This is a genomic window from Oscillatoria sp. FACHB-1406 (genome assembly GCF_014698145.1).
Taxonomy (GTDB): Bacteria; Cyanobacteriota; Cyanobacteriia; order Cyanobacteriales; family Spirulinaceae; genus FACHB-1406.
Window position 1 is genome coordinate 38,162 of record NZ_JACJSM010000010.1, and the last position, 20,992, is coordinate 59,153.

The window sequence follows — 20,992 nt, forward strand, 5'->3', positions numbered from 1 at the left end:
AATCCGTTATCAAAAAAAGTGCTATGTTTCCCACTCAACCGCTCGTGAAATCAAAAATTGTCTCAGTTTTTGTGGTTTTTATCTTAACACTTGCGATCGCCTTCTGGGGATGGAAACCCGCGATCGCAGATTCCCTCCCCAATTCCCCAGAAGTGAAGGGCGCGTGGGAAAGTATTCCCCTAGCAGCCCCAAAAGACCGGATGCAATCGGTACATACCATCCTACTTCCGAACGGGAAAGTTCTGAGCGTTAACGGTAGCAGCTTTCGCAATACCCTCACCGAAAACGAAGATGGAACCAAAACCTTCGTTGAAGGCGTTGGCGTGGGCGAATACAGCGCAATTGATAACACTTCTCTGTTCGATCCCGAAACTCAAAAATTCGAGCGCATTCCTTCGCCTCCTGCCATCCAATATAATGAGAGCAATGACTTATTTTGTGCCGGTCATTTGCAACTTGCTGATGGTAATGTTTTATTCGTCAGCGGTACGGGACGATATTATCCCGGCGGGCGCTTTACGGGTTCCAGACAACTCAACCTTTACAACTGGCAAACCGGTAAATGGACGGCGCTCGGTCAACTCAAAGAGGGTCGTTGGTATCCCACTTTAGTATCTCTCGCCGATGGTAAAGTTGTGATTTTTTCGGGTCTTAAAATTAACGCACCCAATCAACTTAACCCTAGCATTGAAATCTACGACCCCAAAACCCAAAAAATTCATTATATCGATCTAACTAAAATTGACGATAGTCCTTTTAACACCTATGTAGAAGGTGCCGATGGTTACGACACGATTGACTTATATCCTCGCGTTTTCCCCACAGCAGATGGGAGACTGTTAATTACAGGAGATGAGGCAGGAATTGGTAATGTTTTAGTCCAGAGTAAGAGCAAAAAAAGTTATTTAATGTCTGTCCATGAAGAGGCGACAGGAGCATTATCGGTCAGCTTTGAAGTGGGGCCGGAACGATTTGAAACCTCAAAAGCTTACGGAACGGCGATTCAAGTTCCTAACTCAGAAGATGTCCTCTTAATCGCTGGGATGATTGGGACGAACGATATTAACTTTGGACGCGGTGGAAAAACCGATAATTATCCCGGCGCTAAAATCGCTTCAAGTTTGCAGCGTTGGGTTCCTTCCGAACGAAGCGGAAAAAAGAATGGTGAATGGAAAACGGTCGAGAAGTTTTTCGATAAACCGCGTGCCAATGTCGAAGCGGTAATTTTGCCCGATAAAGAAATTTTAGTGCTGAACGGCGGCGAATATCCGGAGTACAAACCCATTTACGAACCGCTACTGATGACTCCGAATTCGCAAGTTCCGGGCGGTTACAGCACTCAATCGATGAATCCAGCTAAACTGCCGCGATTATATCATAATGGTGCGATTTTATTGCCGGATGCGCGCGTTTTATCGATTGGAGGAAATGGCAACCGAGCAACATTGGAAAAGGATGGAACGATTCGGGTAGATATCGGTCGCGATGCGAAGAATAATTTCATATTAGCGAAGTTAAACGATAAGTCTGGTAATCCGAAAGAATTCACGATTGAAGAGTATTACAAGTCTCCTCAAAGTTATTTCTCTCCAGACGATAAAGAACAACCTTTTGTACCGGCAGAAATTTGGCAAGCAGAGATATTTAGCCCGCCTTATTTATTCAAACCCGGAGCGAGACCTGAAATTGCTAAAGCACCGAGTAGCCTTAAATACGGTCAGTCGGATAAGGTATTGGTTAAAGATGCAACCCAGAACGGTTCTTTAGTTTTGGTTAAGCTCGGAGCGGAAACTCATTCCTTTGATTTCGGACAGCGTTTAGTTGAGTTACCGATCGCGAATGTTGCGTTAGGCGAGCCGTCAGAAATTGACTTTAAAGCCCCTACGAATGCCAATCTTTACCCGCCGGGATATTACATGATGTTCTACCTCAACGAGGTTGGCAAACCTTCCCATTCCAAAATGGTGAAACTCGAAGCAGCGTAAAATTTTTACTGGAGATAGAAGGAGTTAAAAAGTATGAGTTTAACGGAAGAAGATTTACGCGCTTTACCGGGAGATGGAGAAGGAATCGACCCCGATAATCCCGGTAAATACGCCCCATTGCTGGAAGATTTGCAGGGAAATATCCTGAACTCGCATGGCAGAAATTACAGCGTTTATTTGTTGTTGCAGTTTAAGCCAGAGCGAGTTGCTGAGGTTAAGCAATGGATTAAAAAATTTAGCATCGATTTCATTAAATCTGCGAAACAACAGGCAGAAAATGCGCGGCGATTTCGGGAAGAGGGGATTGATGGAGGCGTTTTTGGTAACTTCTTTTTATCGCGGAAGGGGTACGAGTTTTTAGGCATTTCTCCGGCAAAAATTCCCGGCGATCGCCCGTTTCGGTTTGGGATGAAGAATTCCGCGATCGCGGCATCTTTAGGCGATCCGAAGGTAGACACCTGGGAAACCGGCTATCAGGGCGATATTCATGCCTTAGTTGTCATGGCCGATGACGATCTCGTCTGTTTATTGCAAACCGTTAACAGAACCGTTCAATCGCTGCGGCAAGCGTCAGAAATTCTTAACCGGGAAGACGGCTTTATTCTCAAAAATGCTCGCGGACAAATTGTCGAACACTTTGGCTTTGTTGATAATATCAGTCAGCCCTTATTTATGAAGCGAGAAATTGCCATCGCTAAGGAGAAAGGCAGCGATTTCAGTAAATGGGATTCTCGGGCTTCTTTGGATTTAATTTTAACTAAAGATCCCAACGGTAAAACGGAAGATAGCTATGGCAGTTATTTGGTTTTTCGCAAACTCGAACAAAACGTCAAAGGATTTCGCGAAGACCAGCGACAGTTAGCTGAAAAGTTAGGCATCAATGAAGATTTAGCGGGCGCGCTAGCGGTCGGTCGCTTCTTTGATGGAACGCCTGTTACAGTCCAGGATCGCCCCGTATACGCGAATCCGATCCGATCGCTGGATACAATGAACGCCTTTGATTATAGCGATGATATGCAGGGTTCTCGGTGTCCGTTCCACGCCCACGTTCGTAAATGCAACCCGCGCGGGGACACCGGACGCATCGAATCTTCCGTGAGTTACGAAGAATCGCTCGCAATGGAGCGCGGACACCGTATCATACGTCGTGGCGTTAGTTTTGGGGACAACGATCTGACTCAAGAACCCGAATCCGGCTCGGGAATGCTTTTTTTGTGCTTTCAAGCCGATCTTGAAAATCAGTTTAATTTTATGCAAGCTTCTTGGGCGAATCAGAAGAATTTCCCCAAAATCAATGTGGGACCCGACCCACTGATCGGTCAACCTCAAGGAACTCAAAAATGGCCGAAAAAGTCGGGGGAAAACGATGTTGAAGAACATAATTTTAGTCTTTGGGTAACAATGAAAGGGGGCGAGTATTTTTTTGCTCCAAGTTTGAGTTTTCTGCTCAATTTGTAATTTAAATAATCGCCCAAACTTATTGTTTTTTTTAACAAACTAGGGGGAGTTATTAAGTTCAATGAAAAAAATAAGTTTCGCTCGAAATCAGGTTTTATTGCTAGGTTTTATCCTCCTGTTTTTAGGATGGGAACTGGCAATTCCGTCAAAGGTTTACGCTCAAACCGAAACGCTGACAGAACCCACTCAAATTACGGTGGTGGGGATGCGCGGCACGGTGGTGACTCGCAATCTCTTTTTAAGAACGGCAACCCCAATTACTAAGTTGGATTTAATTCCTTTGGATCTCAATCGGGGCGATGGCGGTTCGGTTTTTCCGGCGCAAGCGATCGCGCTAGAGAATATCTCTCGGGATGAAACCAAACCGAATGCGATCGCGGCCCGCTTGAAGTTCAATCTTCAGCAAACAAGCAGCGGTGAATTCACAGGAAAGTTGAGACTCAGCTATGAAAATGGGGAGGAGGCAATTCCCGTCACAATTAAAGTCAAAGATCCTTGGTTTTTACCCTTATTAATCCTCGTACTCGGGACGATATTAGGAGTCAGCGTTTCTATGTACCGCTCTCAAGGAAGACCGCGCGATGAAATTTTAGTGCGAGTCAGTCAGCTTCGCGCTCAAATGCAAGAAGATGCAGAATTTGCGGAGTTTAAAAGCTTTAAGTCGCGGTTAGATTCGTTCTTAGTTGATGTCAGAATGGCGCTTCAAGGCGAGCGGTGGGAGGACGCACAAAATACGCTGGCACAAGCCGAGTTAGTGAGTAATAAATGGATTAAAGGTCGCGAGGATTGGTCAGCCCAACTCGATTATTACAAGAAAATCGAGCAACGGTTAGACGGTTTGGATGAAAATCTGCCTTTCGTGCAAGGTGTGGCGCGCGGGCTGGAAGATGCGATGCGAGATGCGCCCGATTTAGAGAGTCCGGTAAAATTGCGCGATCGCTTGCAAGAGATTGCCGAACAAGTGAATGTTTATCTCCCCTTGCAAACTCAGTTGAAAGAATTGTTGGATTTAAGCACTCAGTTATCGGAAGAGTCAGCCCAATCTTGGCAGCCTAAAATCCAAAGTTTACAAAAACAGATCGTCAACTTGAAACCCGCAGATTTAGCCCAATCCGCAGCCTTGGAAGCGGAATTAGAAACAGCGATCGCGGAGATCGCAGAACAGATTGCTCGGCAAACCGATTCCCTTTCCTTCGGAATCAATGATATGGAAGACCCCAGAAAAGGAAGTCAATTTCGCAGTGCGGTTGTTAATCTGCTCGCGCCTGCCCCCTCAACTCGCACTCTCAGTTGGGAGGAACAAGCTTCGGGCGCAAATAAACGCTTGCAGATCTTTACCGTCACTAGCTATGTCATCGCGATCGCATTTTTAGCCGGAGCCGGATTCAGCCAACTTTATATCGACAAACCCACCTTTGGCGATAACCCCTGGAAGGATTATTTTGCCCTCTTAGCTTGGGGTTTCGGCGCAGAAGCAACCCGAGATGCTGTCACCAAAGTCGTCCAAGGATGGGGTTTGCCGGGATTAAAGTAATGCCAACTTCCCGCTAAATATTAATGCTTTGCGGGATTCTGGAAGGCAGCAAGAACGGATAAGGAAACTGACGGGAAGCGTTTCGCTTCTTTATCTCCTCTTCCGCCTCGTGGAGTTGGGTTTTAAAAACGTCTAACGCAGGTTTGACCTTTTCATCCTGAAAATATCCTTTTTCATACTGACCGAGTTGGGTGTAGTAAATCGAACCCAGCAAATAAGTAACCCCGATTTGAGTCATCGCTTGCTCTAACGGCGGTAGCACGCTCGCGAGATCGCCAATCGGGGTGTCGCGGGTGGGCGAGGGAGCGTAAGCGGCAAGCGGAAACGCTGGCGCATAACTCATCAGTTCGTTCTGAGGAAAGTTAACGGCGGCGTGTTGGGCGCTAGCGATGAAGATGACGGTGGAAACAGCCTCAATTAAATAATCTAAGGTTTTTATCGCACCCGAGGCATCTTCCCCAAACTGCTCGAGTCTGCCCCCAGCGGGAGAAACTAACTCCTCCGCCCATGCTTGCAAAGCGCTATCCCCGACAATCTGCTCGTTATTTGGGTAATAAATTTTGAGATAGGCGTTAACCCAGGTCTGAATCGCATTCCAAATCAGCAGTCCATCATCCCGATAGGGGTACTCCGGCAATTTTTCGCGATCGCTAACTTGCCGTTTTTCTAAAGTTTTGGGGAAGGCAATCTCATTGAAGTTCAAGAGGCACGCTTTAGCACCTTCAATAGCCAGTTTGCGATCGTCTTGAATGGTTGCCGCCAGGAGAATATCAACTTTTCCTTCATCGGCAATTAGCATTTTATGCGCGCCGTAGTTGATTAAGATCGTTCCTTGCAAGTGAGGCGCAAGTAAGATTCTTAAAGGGTGATTGCGAGGCAGCTTGCGCTTGGTTGCGATCGCGAAAGGTTCGATAACTAAGTGAGTTTGACCGAGGTGAGAAACCAGTTCGTGGTAATTGGCATCCGCCATTTGCACGATGCTCTTTGCTACTGCCCAGCTTTCGCCGCTTAAGGGCGTAAATAGCGATGAATTTCCATCGGTTGAGTCGGAAGGCGGTAAAAATTGAATGGCGACTGGAACTAAGGAACGGGAGGAATGACCCGTTGGAGGAACGGCAAATAAGGTCAAGGGCGCGCCAACATATTTAGACTTATTGGAGGAGTTGGGGTAAGTCCCATTTTTCATATCTCGCAGCTTGGAATAATCTGCCTTATAAAGGCGACCTTCCTGGGCTGCAACTTCCAAGGAATCTGAAGTCTGAATAATTCGCTCGTACTCGCCCTCTTTTAACTGTTCTTTCACAACCTTTAAAAATGCGTCTTCTGCCGAGACTCGTTCGAGCATGATGGGGTTGGGGCCAGCAAGTCGCATATAAGCAAAGATTGAGTCTTCTTGGAACCGTGAACTTAGCTCCGGCACGGGAATTGTGCTAAATAATCGGTTATAATCTTCTAAGTTGAACTCAGCGACAGAACTTCCGATTCCAAAGCTCACTTCCTCCGAATCAGTATCCGATTCTCCTTCTATTTCCGCTAGTTTTGCATTCGCCCTGATTATTTCTTTGAAATCAGACTCTACTGCTTCTAAATTTTCAGGCTCTGCGTCTGAAGATATATCAAAAGAAACATCCGAGGATGTTGGAGTAGAGACCTCAGAGGCAATCCGAGCGTCGATTTCTCGAAGTTCGCTTTCAATCTCAGAGTTTGCAATTTCGTCGGAATGATCGGTCGTACCGAAGGAAACTTCAGATCGATCTGTTGCCGCAATCCGTTCTACAATATCTTTGGTCAAAGAAGCTAGCTTTGCCGTGGCGCGTTGAAGGTCTTCTGGGCTATCGGCTGCTTTAATCTCTTGTTCTAAAGCTTCGAGATGTTGAACTTGTAATTCAACTGGCGAAGGTGGTACTTTTTCTACAGCGTTAACATCAAAAGATAGGCTTTCTAACAAAAATTTTGGTTTATACAAAATTTTATTAAGCGAGAAAATCGTTATCGATTTGAGAACGAGCAGTAGCCATTTTAAGGTCGGAAGCTCTTCGTTAGGGAGCTTGATATTTTCAATCAGTGGAGTGCTTAAAGGCGGCCCAGTCATGGCAAGGCTGGGGACATAATCGTAACAATACTGGTATTCTTTCGCATCAGATTGAGGTTCTTTATGCTTCCTGAGTTTATAGAGTTTATAGATAGAAATTAATATTTTATAGATATCTTGGGGATTTAAAGAAGCCTTTTTTTGTGAAGACGATTCAGTCATATCTTCTATTGCTTTTTCAGAAAACTACTGCCTCAAGGTTACTTTTTGAGGAGAGAGATGTCAAGAGAAAATAGTCGGAAAAAGCAAAATCAAAGTTAAACTCTATTGGAATATTTTTTCTTAAAATAAAAATAATTGTAAATTTTTGTTTCATAATACTACAATCTTTTCAATTATAGGAGAGAAAAAGTGTCATACTCTTGACGCTATCTAGTTCCGATATGCTAGATTGCTGTGACTTAGATACCCAGAATTTGTATGCCAATTGAAACCGTACCGGGGACTTCATTAAAATACTACCTGATTGCGTTTGATAAACACGGCAACGAACGCAACGAGCAAGATGGGAAGAAATTGAGCGAAAAAATCTTAGCAGTGTTGGCTGAGGAGCCGATTTCAGATGTGTTCGTCATTAGCCACGGCTGGCTGGGCGACGTTCCGGCGGCTAAGAATCAATACAACGCTTGGATTGGTGCGATGGCCAAGCAAACGGCAGATCTCGAAAAAATCGACCAGGCGCGATCGGGATTTCGCCCCTTGTATATTGGGTTGCATTGGCCGAGCAAACCTTGGGGCGATGAAGAGTTAACCGAGACAACCGTATCATTCGATGCGAACGAGGAAGATCCGGTCGATCGCCTCATTGATGAATATGCCGATCGCATCGCCGATACTGAATCCTCGCGACAAGCGCTGCAAACCATTCTCCGAGCCGCGCAAGAGGACAGCAGCCCAGACTCTCTACCCCCAGAAGTCTTAAGTGCCTATGAAGACTTAAATCGAGAAGCCGATTTAGGCAGTGAAGGCGAAGCTGGAGCGCCCGGTTCGGACTGGGAAGGTTTCGATCCCGAAGGAATTTATCAAACCAGTCAAGAAGAACAAGAAGAAGTCAGCTTTAGCATCGGCAGTGATTCGCCTTTAAACAAAGTGCTAGAGCCCCTGCGCGTCCTGTCCTACTGGAAGATGAAAGAACGCGCTCGTCAAATCGGCGAGAATGCGGGTTTTAAACTCTTAACAACCTTGCAAGAGAATGCAGCAGAAACAGTACGATTTCACCTCATCGGTCACAGTTTTGGCTGTATCGTTGTTTCTTCAACCTTAAACGGGCCGAAAGGAACGGGCGTTTTAGTACGTCCGGTCGATTCGCTGTGCTTGTTACAAGGAGCCGTTTCGCTCTGGTCTTACTGCGAGAAGATTGCTTACGAGCGCGATCGCCCCGGCTACTTTCACCCCATTATCAAACAAGGGAAAGTCAAAGGCCCCATCGTCGTCACCCACTCCCAGTACGATTACGCCGTCGGTAAAATGTACCCCCTCGCCGGAAAAGTTTCCCTCAGCAGCGTAGACTTTGCACCGGGCAGCTTGCCGAAATACGGCGGCATTGGCAGCTTTGGCATCGGCGGCGACGACCTCGGCACCACAGAAATGAAGATGCTCCCCCGCGATGCAACCTACAATTTCCAACCCGGAAAAATCTACAACCTGGAGAGCAGCCAATTCATTTGCGACGTAGAACAGGGAGGGCGCAGTAGCGGCGCTCATAGCGATATCGCCAAACCAGAAGTCGCTCACGCTTTGTGGGCCGCCGCTTGCACCGTTTAACTCACACCCGCTCTTTAACCCGTTTCTAACCGTAGAGATGTTCAATTGAACCTCCCTATCTCATCTGTTATTTCCGCCCGGTCAAACAACACCGTTACAACCCTTCTGACACAATCGCTAGGAAATTTAGAACGATGAACGAAGAAGATCTACTATTTTTCAATGGCATTAATGGCGCGAGCGGCGATTATTTGCTCCCACCCATGAGCGTCGAGCAAGTCTCCAGAATCGCTCAGGGCGAAGAATTTACGCCCGAACAACTCCAAGAGTTCGATGAAAAAATTAATCCACAAGACCATTTCGCCCCAATGGAAGGGGTAGATGCTAAAGACATTGCACAAACGGGTTGGGGAGTCATTTTTGCCTTCGATGCCAACCCCGCAATCCGCGAAGCCCTCAGCGAACTCCTCGACCATCGCAAAAAACAAGCCACCCAAAACCACGAACATTTCTACAAAGAATACACAGGTCCCCAAGGCTATCGTTACAACAAAGCCAAGAATCAGTACGAGTCGAAACGAGACTTCCTCGCGCGTCAGGGTGCAAGTTCCGGGCCTGCCGACCCGGATAAAGTGCCATACTACCTAATGATTGTCGGCGACCCTACCACCATTCCCTATCGCTTTCAGTCCCAACTCAGCGTTCAGTATGCCGTCGGTCGAATTCACTTCGATACGCTCCAAGAATACGCGCAGTACGCTCACAGCGTCGTTGCAGCAGAAACGGAAGATTTAGCGCTCTCGCCCACCGCCACCTTTTTCGGTGTGTGCAATCCCGGCGATGCAGCCACAAATCTCAGCACCCAAGATTTGATTCTGCCCTTATCGGAATGGGTGACGAAGGAGCATTCCGACTGGGAAGTGAAAACTATCATTAAAGAGGAAGCCACCAAAGCTCGTTTGGGGCAGGTTCTCGGCGGCAGCGAAACGCCGAGCTTGCTATTTACCGGCAGCCACGGGATGGGTTTTCCAAATGGCGACCCGCGTCAGTTAGCCCATCAAGGCGCGCTTTTGTGCCAAGATTGGCCGGGACGAGAATGGGGACGACAACCCATCCCGGAAAGTTTTTATTTTTCGGGGGACGATATCGGGGAAGATTCGCGCTTGCTAGGGCTGATTGCCTTCCACTTTGCCTGTTATGGGGCGGGTTGCCCGCAATACGACGAGTTCGACGGTCACAAAAAAACTCCCGGTCAGCGCCCAGAAATCGCGCCCTACTCGTTTCTCGCCCGTTTACCGCAAAAACTGCTTAGCCACCCGAAAGGAGGCGCTCTAGCGGTTATCGGTCATATCGATCGCGCCTGGGGCTGTTCTTTCTCTTCCTCGGCGATTCGCGGAACCAATGTCGAAAAACGGCAAATCGCTGTTTTCCAAAGCAGCGTCAAGCGTTTGCTCGAAGGTCATCCTGTCGGCTCGGCAGTGGAGTATTTCGACGAGCGCTATGCAGAAATTTCCTCGGATCTCAGCGGGATGCTTGAAGATATTAACTTCGGCGAACCGGCCAACAACACCGTATTAAGCGGGTTGTGGACGGAGAATAACGATGCGCGCAACTATGCGATTATCGGCGATCCGGCTGTGCGGCTGAAGGTTAGTCAGAAGGGTAGCACCGCAGAGCGCGCCACAATTGACACCGTGCATCTAGCTGGCGACCTCGGACAACAGCAAGCAGCAACCACTGGGGAGGCGGCAGCAGCGGCGGCGGAAATCAAGGCAGCGCAGACGCAGCTAACTTCATCATTAGATGCTTTTGTCAATACCTTGCAAAAGGCTCCGCCGGAGAGTACCGCTAACCTGCAAGGGGCGTTGGAACAAGCGATCGCGCTATCGAATACGTTGAAAGGAGTTTAAAACTTGAAGGTAGGGACGCTGTATGCAACATCCCTACCCTCTAAAACGGATTAGATTGCGAATCTAATCCGTTTTTGTAACGTTGTCCATTATCGATTCTCAATTGTCAATTATTCACTCAAAGCCCTACTTCTGACTTGCATCCTCGCTCGGAGAAATGCCATCGCAAATCTCGCGCTCCTTATCCGGGAGTCCGTTATTAGGATTTTTCAGGTAATCGCGCAGCCAGTTACAGTTCATGGCCATCAGTTCGTCCATTCCTTTAATTCTCCACACATGGTCGATGCCATCCTCTCCATAAGTTAAAACTAGCTCGCCATCATAACTCAAGTAGGGATAGTCTTGAGGGGTATCGGCATCAAAGACTGTCAACTCCTGACCAGAAGTCTTCCAGATTGCAACACTGCCGTCCGAGCGTGCTACTGCTAACAAATCCCCCTTTAAGTCATAGCTTCCCTTACTGTTCTGATTGGATGACTCTGCTTCATTTTTCTGTTTGGAAACATCCAACTGTTTGCCTTTGGTATCCCACAAACGATGAGTCCCTTCTGAGTCGGTCGTTATGACCAATTTGCCATCCCCACTGAAGGTAGCATATTCAGTGTTCCGATCCCCTCGGAGGACGCTCAAAAGCTTACCAGAAGCGTCCCAAAGGAAAGTAGCGCTATCGTCTGTTCCGTAAGTGAGAATGAGTTTGCTATCCGGGCTGAACGCTGCTTTTACTTCACCTTTATGCCCTTCCAGAATTTGCAACTGCTGACCCGAACTACTCCACAGGTGGGCAGTCCCATCTCCCCCCAGCGTAATGACACGCTTACCATCAGGACTAAATTGGGCATGGACTTTGCCTTGATGCCCTTTAAGAACGGCTAACAGCTTGCCAGAATTGCTCCAAAGATGGGCATTCCCTCTCTGTCCGAAAGTAACGATGCGTTCCCCATCCGGACTAAACAGACCTGTAGTCTCGCCTCGATCTCCTCTCAGAATCGCTAACTGCTTGCCAGAACTATCCCATAAAAGAGCGCTGTCTTTAGTAAACGTGAGGATGCGCTTGCTATCTTTACTAAATGGGGTCGGGGTCGAGGTCGAGTCTAATAAATACTCTGGATTTAAGACTTCTCCATTGGGCTTTCCTTCTAAAACAGCTAACTGTTTGCCAGAACTATCCCATAGAACCGTCATGTTGCCCCCAAAGGTCAAAACTCGCTGGCTGTCTGGACTAAAGTCACCCCAAACTACGCCTTCATGCCCTTCAAGAACAGCTAGCGGTTTGCCGGAACTCTCCCATAAATGAGCAATACCCTTGTCTTTCCAACTGAGAACGAGCTTGCTATCTCGACTAAATCTACCAAAAGCTTTCCTTAAGTTGTAACGGACTTTGGCATTACGAGTGTCTTCGAGAAGGGTTAACAACGTACCCGCACTATTCCACAAGTTGAGAGAATCTCCTTGTCTAAACGTGAGAATTAGTTGACTGTCATCGCTAAACATACCCCATTCCTTATATTGTTCGCCTTCACCCTCAGATTCCCTCCCCGACTCCACGGGTTGAAACTCTCCGAGAGTCGCTAACAGTTGACCGGAGGATTTCCACAAGCGGTGAACATCCTTCTCTCCCACTGTGAGAATCAGTTTGCCATCTTTACTCAACCAACTGGATAACCATCCCGTTCCCTTGAAAACGGTATACTGCTTACCTGTGCTATCCCAAAGACGAATCTTTTCATCTTCCCCCGCTGTTGCTAAAAACTTCCCGTCAGGACTCGCCGCAATTTGTTTCTGAATGCTCGGCATTCTCAGGGTGCGTAACAGCTTGCCTTTTGTATCCCACACGCGAATGCGTTCGTCATTACCAGCCGTGAAGAGATTGCCTCCTTCTAGGAATCCGACTTGATAAACATCGCCCTTATGCTGTGTTTTGTTATCATCTGCCCCCAGTCTAGCCCCTTCAAATTTATCTTTTACCGGTGTGTTATTGCCTTCAATCGTATTATTTCCTCCAAGTTGGTTATCTTTAACAAGAGCCTGTGGCTCGTTATTTTCCAGATTGGGTTTATCGATTTCAGCCGTTTCCATCAAAATGCCTTGATTATCTTGCCCGCCCGTAACGAGATATTTACTATCTGGACTAAAGGCAACGCTATTGACTCTACCTTGATGAACTTCATGTTCAGTCGGTCGTTTGCTAGCAAGATTCAAGACAACGATGTTTTTGTCGCCGGTAGCCGCGACTAAATATTTGTTATCCGGGCTGAAAGCGAAGCTGTGGATTCCGATACCTTTGTTAGAAGTTTTAGAATTATCGCGCCGTCTGCAATAAATTTTTGTGCCGTTAATCGACCAAAGACAGAAACCATATTTGACCGAGCGGGCAGCGACGAACTGACCATTTGGACTCAGGAGCGCACTGTCAACATTTCCAGGAAGCCCTTTAAAGACTTGATTGAGTTTGATAACAGACTCATTATTTTGCTGGTCTTTTGTCTGTCGCCATAGGCAAACCATCCCCTTGTCTCCGGCAGTAACTAAATTCTGGTTGTTACTGCCGAACGCTACACTATTAAATTGGTCAAGATCGCAGCGAGGTTTGCTATTATCTGAATCAAACTCAGCCTTAATAATTGTTTTGTCATCAATATCCCCGATAATAAGCGCAGGCTTTTGTTGAGAAGAACTATTGCTTCCGGCTACAGCAAGGAACTTACTGTCCGGGCTAAAGGCAATGCTGTTAATCTGGAGTGGGGCTGGAACCTCCTGCAAAATCTCTCCTGAAGTATCCCAGAGAACAATCGACGATGGCAAAGCCGGATCTCCGCTCCCACCGCTGCTCGCTAGCATCTTTCCATCCCGACTAAAGACGAGATTTTGGATGACTTTTTGCTGGCTTTGGAAACGATTCACAAGCTGCCCCGCATACGCTGTGCGGCTCAGTATCCCCGTAACTCGCTCTTCTAAGTCTTCGTCCTTCCATATGGCCAGCAATTTAGCATCTTTGAAAGCTTTAGCTGCCTGTAAGCTCGCCATTTTAGCGTTTAGAGCTCGATTTGCCGTGAAGCTGGCATCAGCAGAGCCGATTAAAGCATCGGTTTGATGGATTTCTGCTTGGCGCGCCTCATATCCAGCGAGGATAGCAAATCCGGTCGAAACAATGGTTCCAATAGTGGCAAGGAGAAGTTTCCGCTTTAAGAGTCGTTTCTCTTTTAAGCGCCGATGCTCTCGCAACGCCACAGACGCTTCGATATAGTCTTTCTCGTCTTGGTTGAGGGCGAGGGTAGAACTGAGCAACAATTTTTCCGCGATCGCTAAGCGCCCTTCCTGAGAGATGAGATAATCGTCGCGATCGCGTTTGCCCTCGTTGGCTTTCCATTGTTCGGCAGCATCGTGGATTTCGTTTCGCAGTTGCAAATCGCTGCGGTTCTCGTTCAACCACGTTTGTAAAGTCGGCCAGTTGCGGATTAAGGCTTCGTGGGTCACTTCCACTTCTTCTTTGCCCGTAACGCTGTTAATCGAAGTCACGACGAGCCTTGCGCCTTCCCCTGCGAGCTTCTGCACTAACTTTTTGGTTTCTGCCGCAGTCTTGCCTGTCGGCACTAAGTCTTCTAACTCTACGCGCTGGCGGGTATCCCGTCGCCGCTCTCCGTCTGTCGCCTTAGCATCCAGGCGAGTTAAGCGCAAAAAGATATTCTGGAACTGCTCTCTTTCAGCAACCGACAAGTCCTCGTAGAAGCGATCTGCTGTTTTCGCGATCGCCTGTTCCACTCTCCCAATCGCTTGATACTCTTCGGCGCACAACCACCGCCCCCGCCGTCGCTGCCACAGTTCTTGCAGCGCATATTGCAGCAGCGGCATCGCGCCCGGTTCCCCCTGCACGTCATCGAAAATCTCGTGGCTCAAGCCGCTTTCAAACGCCAAACCGCCTTCATTTGCCTGCATTGTCATAGCAGAAACGAGTTCGGAGGGTTCCATTGGCCCCACCAATTTCTGTTGGGCTTCAATGCGCTTTCTCAGTTCGGGATAAAACGTACATTCTCCCAAAAAGTCGGCTCGGATCGTAATAATAACTTTCCGTTGTTCTGCTAAATTCAATAACGTTGCAATAAACTCTTTACGCTCTTCCTCTTTTTCACAAAGGGTAAAAATTTCCTCAAATTGATCGATAACCAGCAACAAATACCGATCGATATCCTTAAGGAATTTCTCCAGCTTGGGGAGCGGAGCGCTGCCCGGTTTCATAATATAAGCCTTCTTCAGTCTTACATCTTCTTTTTCCAATTGCGGAATTAATCCCGCCAAAACAACTGAAGATTTTCCACTCCCCGAAGGCCCAAGGACAGCTAAGAAATTATCTTTTTCGAGTTGCTTTTTTAAGTCCTTAATCAGTTCGTCGCGCCCAAAGAAAAATTTGTGGTATTGGGCATCGGCGAAGGAAGATAAACCCGGAAAAGGACATTCGGCAATGTAAAAAGGCGGCTCTTTCCCTAATGCCAGAGCATCGAAACTAATCTCGAGAACTTGCTGACAGAGATTGTTGAGTTCGACTAAAGCATCGTGACGCTCTTCTCGGGCGCTAGCTAATTCAGAACCTCGGGTATTTTTGAGCGTTTTAACCTGAGTCTCGACATTTTTCTGGAGAATAGAGGCATTCGGGGCGCGTTCTTGCAGGAGTTGTTCGAGTTTTTCAATCGCCTCTTCGATTTCGAGGTCGCTCAGTTCCCGCTCGTTCAAGTTATCCGTAAACAGAGGCCGTCCGCCCAAGCGACTGAACAGGGCGGGAACGGTGACATCGTGGCGCGCTCCCAATCCGGCGGTGGCTTCTTGCAAGGCTGTATCGACTTCGCCGGATTCTCGCAAGCGTCGGTAAAAGTTGCGCCCCAAGGTCAAACCCGTTTCGATGCTGACTTTGCGAGTCATAGCGACGACGGCGGGCATTCCCAGGTTTCTGACTAAGCGCTGGGCGAGGCCGCCCAATGCGCCTTCGGCTCTGGGATCTGCGCTTTCGCAGGTACAAAGGAAGGCAAAGTGGGGCAAACTTTTTTGTGCGTTGCCGATATTTTTCAGTTCTCCGATTAAGTTCTCAGCGGTGACAATGGAGACTTGATTGTCGGCTTGCGCCCAATACAGGGCAGTATCGCCATCTTTGAGCAGCATCCCGTGGGAGATGATGTGCAGCAGGGTGTAGGGTTTTTTGGTGTTGGTGAGTTGCTTGGAGAGTTCGATCAGGGTTGGCGGCCCGATCGCGCCGGTGATATCGTTGGCGAGAATGTCGTAAGGGATATCGCCTAGGGATTCGACAATGCCCGAGATTGCAGCTTTAACATTGAAGGGTGCGAGTTGAAACTTGCCGATATTGGAAGGACTGGCAACGATAATCAAAGCGCGCAAATCGCGTCGTCCGATGGTGGGAAAGCGGCGATCGATGATGGTGGGGATATACATCGAAAACGGCACGCGCTGGTTTCGAGCGAGGAGTTGCCATTCGCTGTCGCTATCGAGGGGAGCGCAGAGTCTTTCCCAATGCAAGGTTTTAATTGAGTCGTTTTCGGCGACTTCAATCGAGAGCAAAATTCGCAGGCGGCGATCGCCATCGCTCATGGAGAGGGCGCGCATCAGGGTTTTTTGGACATCTCCTTTAAAAAGGGCTTTTCCTAAGAGGATGCCGTATTGCTTTTCGTTTTCCTGGAAGGCAGTGAGTTGATTGCGATCGCTCTCGCCCAGTTCGAGGGTTTCTTGAACGTGGGTATTGAGTCCGTCGGGTTGTCGGCATCTGACCACAATCGGCCAGCGACCCGCGCCGGGAGATAATTCGCTTTGGATGGTAATCTCAAACTCAAAAGTATTCATTGGGTAGGGGATTGTAGGGTTGAAAACTTAGGTGGAAATCTGGGGTTAAAATCGAGTTTTAGAGCGCCGCAATTTTGCCCGCTCATTTCAGCTTGAGGACATCTATATTTTGGGTTGAATGACCGATCGGAGGAACTCCATTGCAGAGCGCGCGATCGTCTGAGTTATTAGTCTTGTTCAGGTAATCGCGTACTTTCTGACAGTTCATCGCAATGAGTTTGTCCAAGTCTCGTTCGATTTGATAAATATTTACTCTCTGCTCCTCTTTATTCTTTTCGACACTAATGAGTTGTTTACCATCTTGACTGAAGCCGATGTCTGGAACAGAGTCCTGATGGGTTTGAACCTCGAACAATTTGACCAGCTTTCCAGCGGGAGCGTTGCGTAACTGCGCGACGGGGCTGCCGCGATTACTCCATACCTGAATCGAGCCATCGTAGGTTCCTGTAGCGAGGAGATCGTCGTTCGGACTAAGGGCAATTCCCTCGATCCTACTCTTCTGTTTGGCAAGCTCTTTGTTTAACAGGCTGCCTCGATAGTCCCACAACTGGAGCGTGCCATCCTCGCTCCCAGTGACGAGGAACTGACTATCGGGACTGAAGGCAACGCCAGTCGCTTTTACTTTCAATTTGGTTAACGATTGACCTAGAGTCCTCCCCAGCCAGAAGCTGTCCTCATTTCCAATAACAGCTAAATACTGACAATCAGGACTTACGATAAAGTCAGCAATTTCTTCCTGTTCGTCTTCCCGATTCACTAAAAGTTTGACGGTCTGCTTCTTTCCCTTAGCATCACTCAAAATGATTTGAGATTTTTCTTCATTAAGAAGAGCCAATATTTGACTCTTTTGGCAGAATTTCTTCTCAGTATTCTCAAGTGATATCTTCCGAGTTTTGGCATTCCAAAGCTTTATAGTCCCGTCCGTCGAGCGGGTGGAGACAAGGAAATTGCTATCCGAGCTAAACATGACCTCATAGGAGCCATCACTATTCGGAAGTAGGTTGTGCTGATGGGTTTGAGTATCCCAAAGGTAAACTCCGCCTCCACCTTGTTCTCGCTGATTTATGGCGAGTACCCGACCATCAGGACTAAATGCGACCCATTTATCTCCTGTTGAAGATATGTTTTGCAAAAAATCGCCGTTGGGCAATGGCTCCAATTGTTGGTTTTTCGGATTCCACAGACGAACGCCCCGATCGTCGCAGATCGCGACCCGACTATCGGGACTTATTGTTGCGCTTCCTAAATCGCGATCGCTTTCTAAACGATTAACCTCCTGCCCCGAATAGTAAGTATCGAGTAACTTGCCCCAGACGCGCTCTTTTAACTCGGCATCGGGCCATATTTTTTGCGAGATAGCTTGTTGGTAAGATCGAGCGGCTTGCAAACTGCCGACCTTAGCATCCAATGTTTGGTGAATAGCCAAGCTTGTCTCCACCGATTGGAATATAGCCCGAGTTAGCTGAGTTTCCGATCTACGTTGCTGAAATCCAGTAAGAATGACAAATCCTGCCGAGACAAAAACTCCGATGACGACGGCAGCAAGTTGTCGTTTCAGCCGTCGTTTTTCTTGCTTGATAGTGCGATCGCGCAATTCCGCACAAGCCTTAACATACTCCGTTTCTAAGGCGTTAAGTTGCACCAACTTAGGGGATTGGCGCAGCACTTCGGCATCGTCTAAACGTCCTCCTTTATGGATGAGATAATTCTCGCGATCGCCTTGGTCTCGATGCACTTGCCAATCGCGGGCAGCACTGGCGAGACTTTCTCGCAGTTGCAAATCGTTGCGGTTCTGTTTGAGCCAATCTTTCAACGTTTGCCAGTGGCGAATCAAGGCTTCGTGAGCAACTTCTACTTCCTCTTTTCCGGTGGCTTCGTTACGACTGGTGACGACTAAACGCACGCCTTCCCCAGCTAATTGCTCCACTAATTTCTTGGTGGCGGTTAAATCATTGCCGGTGGCAACTAAATCTTCGAGCGCCACTCGTCGCCGCGTATCCCGGCGCGTCTCTCCAGCACTGGTACTTTCATCTAAGCGCGTTAAACGCAAGAAAATGTTTTGGACTTGCTGCTGTTCGCCTTCCGGTAAGCGATGGTAGAATTCATCGGCGGTTTTCGCGATCGCGCGTTGAACCCTCCCAATCGCAATATACTCCTCGCCGCACAACCACCGCCCCCGCCGGCGCTGCCACAGTTCTTGCAGGGCATATTGCAATAGCGGCATTGCGCCCGGTTCTTCCTTCACATCGTCAAGAATATCTTGGCTCGAGCCGCTTTCAAACTTCAATCCGGCTTGATTCGCCTGCATCGTCATCGCCGAGATCAGTTCATTCGGCTCCATTGGCCCGACCAATTTTTGTTGGGCTTCAATGCGCTTTCTCAGTTCCGGGTAGAGCGTACATTCCCCTAAAAAGTCGGCGCGAATAGTAATAATAACCTTACTTTTTTCAGCAATCTTTAATAGGATTTGAATAAACGCTTGTCGATCTTCCTCGTTCTCGCAGAGCGTGAAAATTTCTTCAAATTGATCCACCACTAAAATCGAATTTGGAGTTAAACCTGTTGTCAACTTCCTAATTTGTTTAAGTGCTTCTTTACCCGGTTTAATAGAAACGATCGCTCGCGTTGGTTCTTCCTGCCGGAGTTGCGGAATCAATCCCGCCAGCACGACCGATGATTTCCCACTCCCCGAAGGCCCAATAACGGCTAAAAAATTATCGCGTTCCAGTTGCACTTTGAGGTTTCTAATTAAGCCCTCGCGCCCAAAAAAGAACTTGTGATATTGTTCCTCCGCAAAGGACGATAAACCGGGAAACGGGCATTCGGCGAAGTAAGGGGGCGGCTCTTTCCCCAAGGCTAAAGTCTCGAAACGAATCTCTAACACTTGCTCGCAGAGGTTATCGAGTTCGACTAAAGCATTGTGACGTTCTTCTCGGGCGGTTTTCGACTCCGCCCCCTTCGTTTTTTTCAGAATTTCAACCTGAGTTTGAAAACTGTGCTTGAGAACGGAGGCATTGGGGGCGCGCTCTTTGAGAAGTTGCTCGAACTTGGCAATCCCCTCGTCAATTTCGAGATCGGTTAATTCGCGATTCTCCAAGCGATCGCTAAACAGGGGCCGTCCGCCCAAGCGGGTAAACAGGGCGGGAACGGTGATATCGTGGCGTTCTCCCAAGCTGGCGGTGGCTTGTTGTAGTGCTACATCGACTTCACCGGATTCTCTCAAGCATCGGTAAAAGTTGCTGCCCAGCACCAAGCCGGTTTCGATGCTGACTTTGCGCGTCATGGCGACGACGGCGGGCATTCCCAGATTTCTGACGAGGCGCTGGGCGAGGCCGCCCAATGCACCTTCTGCCCTGGGATCGGCGCTTTCGCAGGTACAGAGAAAGGCAAAGTGGGGCAAGGTTTTAGAACCGCCGATGTTTTTCAGTCGTTCGAGCAGTTGTTCGGCGCGTACCAAGATCGCGCGATCGTCGGCATCCGCCCAAAATAGGGCTGTTTCGCCATCTTTGCTGAGGCTGCCGTGCGAGATAACGTGGAGGAGGGTATAGGGTTGCGTGGCTTCTGTGAGTTGTTTGGAGAGTTCTTCTAGGGTTGGCGGACCGAGGGCATCGGCGATCCCGTTGGCGAGGATGTTGTAGGGGATATCCCCGAGGGCTGTTTTCACGCCGTCGATCGCGGCTTCAACGTCGAAGGGTGCGAGTTGGTATTTACCGATGTTGACGGGGCTGGCAACCAGAATCAGCGCTCGTAAGTCGCGCCGTCCGATGGGGGGAAAGCGGCGATCGATAATGGTGGGAATGTACCTCGAAAACGGCACGCGCTGGTCGCGGGCTAAAAGCTGCCAGCCGCTACTGCCATCAATGGGGGCGCACAGCCGTTCCCAATGCAAGGTTCGGATCTTGTCGCCCTCTGCTGCTTCAATGGAGAGTAAGAGGCGCAGGCGGAGATCGCGATCGCTTTTGGAAAGGGCGTTGAGAAAGGTCGTATAAATTTCGCCTTTGAAAAGGGCTTTGCCTAGCAGGATTCCGTATTGCTTTTCGTTTTCTTGAAAGGCGGTGAGTTGGGCGATCGAGTCATCCGCACCGAGTTCGAGGATTTCTTTGGCGTGGATAGGAAGGCCGTCGGGTTGCTTGCAGCGCACGACAACAGGCCAGCGATTGGCTTCCGGGGCTAATTCGCTCTGGATGGTAATCTCAAACTCGAAGGTCGTCATGCTGGAAAGACACCTGGGCCTCGGACAAATTTAAGTAACAATACAGTTATAACTCCGGCGAGCGATCGCCAAAGCTGACCCGCAGTTACATACTTCTACACTGTATGACGTGAGTTCGATATAAAACCTGAATTTTGGGTGCTGCCCTGAAAGAATAAAGCTTTCAGCTTGCGGTAGAATCGCGATTTTAGGCTCCGTCGAACCTCCCTTGTATGCTATCGCATACAGTGTAAGAACCTCAGTGATTTCCGATAT

At 48.4% G+C, this 20,992-nt stretch carries 8 protein-coding genes; 5 read left to right on the plus strand and 3 right to left on the minus strand.

Translation table 11 applies throughout. The features are described from left to right. The first annotated feature begins 23 nt into the window (after positions 1–23). The 3 genes from H6G50_RS11965 to H6G50_RS11975 all read left to right on the plus strand — a co-directional run bounded on the left by H6G50_RS11965 (position 24) and on the right by H6G50_RS11975 (position 4,977). Positions 24–1,985 (plus strand): galactose oxidase early set domain-containing protein, encoded by a 1,962-nt coding sequence (locus tag H6G50_RS11965; protein ID WP_190716494.1) that lies wholly within the window; start codon positions 24–26, stop codon positions 1,983–1,985. 33 nt (positions 1,986–2,018) lie between these two features. Then, positions 2,019–3,443: a Dyp-type peroxidase gene (locus H6G50_RS11970; protein WP_190716496.1), complete on the plus strand. Its 1,425-nt coding sequence runs from the start codon at positions 2,019–2,021 to the stop codon at positions 3,441–3,443. A gap of 61 nt (positions 3,444–3,504) precedes the next feature. Further along, positions 3,505–4,977, plus strand: coding sequence for a hypothetical protein (locus tag H6G50_RS11975; RefSeq protein ID WP_190716498.1), 1,473 nt, complete (start codon positions 3,505–3,507; stop codon positions 4,975–4,977). 13 nt (positions 4,978–4,990) lie between these two features. On the opposite strand, the gene H6G50_RS11980 is transcribed toward H6G50_RS11975, so the two are convergent. Then, positions 4,991–7,231 carry a lipoxygenase family protein gene (locus H6G50_RS11980; protein ID WP_190716500.1) on the minus strand — a complete coding sequence of 747 codons (2,241 nt, stop codon included), beginning with the start codon at positions 7,229–7,231 and terminating at the stop codon, positions 4,991–4,993. Positions 7,232–7,489: 258 nt separating this feature from the next. Here H6G50_RS11980 and H6G50_RS11985 point away from each other — a divergent pair, with 258 nt between their 5' ends. Beyond that, a complete protein-coding gene (locus H6G50_RS11985; RefSeq protein WP_190716502.1) occupies positions 7,490–8,833 on the plus strand; it encodes a hypothetical protein in 1,344 nt (447 codons plus the stop codon). Positions 8,834–8,967: 134 nt separating this feature from the next. Then, positions 8,968–10,683 carry a hypothetical protein gene (locus H6G50_RS11990; RefSeq protein WP_190716504.1) on the plus strand — a complete coding sequence of 572 codons (1,716 nt, stop codon included), beginning with the start codon at positions 8,968–8,970 and terminating at the stop codon, positions 10,681–10,683. 126 nt (positions 10,684–10,809) lie between these two features. Here H6G50_RS11990 and H6G50_RS11995 read toward each other — a convergent pair whose 3' ends face one another. Together H6G50_RS11995 and H6G50_RS12000 are read right to left on the minus strand one after the other, a co-directional pair. Beyond that, the gene (locus H6G50_RS11995; protein ID WP_190716506.1) at positions 10,810–16,524 is read right to left on the minus strand and encodes a CHAT domain-containing protein; all 5,715 of its coding nucleotides are present in this window, start codon (positions 16,522–16,524) and stop codon (positions 10,810–10,812) included. A gap of 82 nt (positions 16,525–16,606) precedes the next feature. Beyond that, the gene (locus tag H6G50_RS12000) at positions 16,607–20,737 is read right to left on the minus strand and encodes a CHAT domain-containing protein (RefSeq protein WP_190716507.1); all 4,131 of its coding nucleotides are present in this window, start codon (positions 20,735–20,737) and stop codon (positions 16,607–16,609) included. Between the last annotated feature and the right edge of the window lie 255 nt (positions 20,738–20,992).

Bases quoted from the DNA above. Each gene is read 5' to 3' on its own strand.
- H6G50_RS11965 (WP_190716494.1), top strand. From the start codon at position 24: ATGTTTCCCACTCAACCGCTCGTGAAATCAAAAATTGTCTCAGTTTTT.
- H6G50_RS11970 (WP_190716496.1), top strand. From the start codon at position 2,019: ATGAGTTTAACGGAAGAAGATTTACGCGCTTTACCGGGAGATGGAGAA.
- H6G50_RS11975 (WP_190716498.1), top strand. From the start codon at position 3,505: ATGAAAAAAATAAGTTTCGCTCGAAATCAGGTTTTATTGCTAGGTTTT.
- H6G50_RS11980 (WP_190716500.1), bottom strand. From the start codon at position 7,231: ATGACTGAATCGTCTTCACAAAAAAAGGCTTCTTTAAATCCCCAAGAT.
- H6G50_RS11985 (WP_190716502.1), top strand. From the start codon at position 7,490: ATGCCAATTGAAACCGTACCGGGGACTTCATTAAAATACTACCTGATT.
- H6G50_RS11990 (WP_190716504.1), top strand. From the start codon at position 8,968: ATGAACGAAGAAGATCTACTATTTTTCAATGGCATTAATGGCGCGAGC.
- H6G50_RS11995 (WP_190716506.1), bottom strand. From the start codon at position 16,524: ATGAATACTTTTGAGTTTGAGATTACCATCCAAAGCGAATTATCTCCC.
- H6G50_RS12000 (WP_190716507.1), bottom strand. From the start codon at position 20,737: ATGACGACCTTCGAGTTTGAGATTACCATCCAGAGCGAATTAGCCCCG.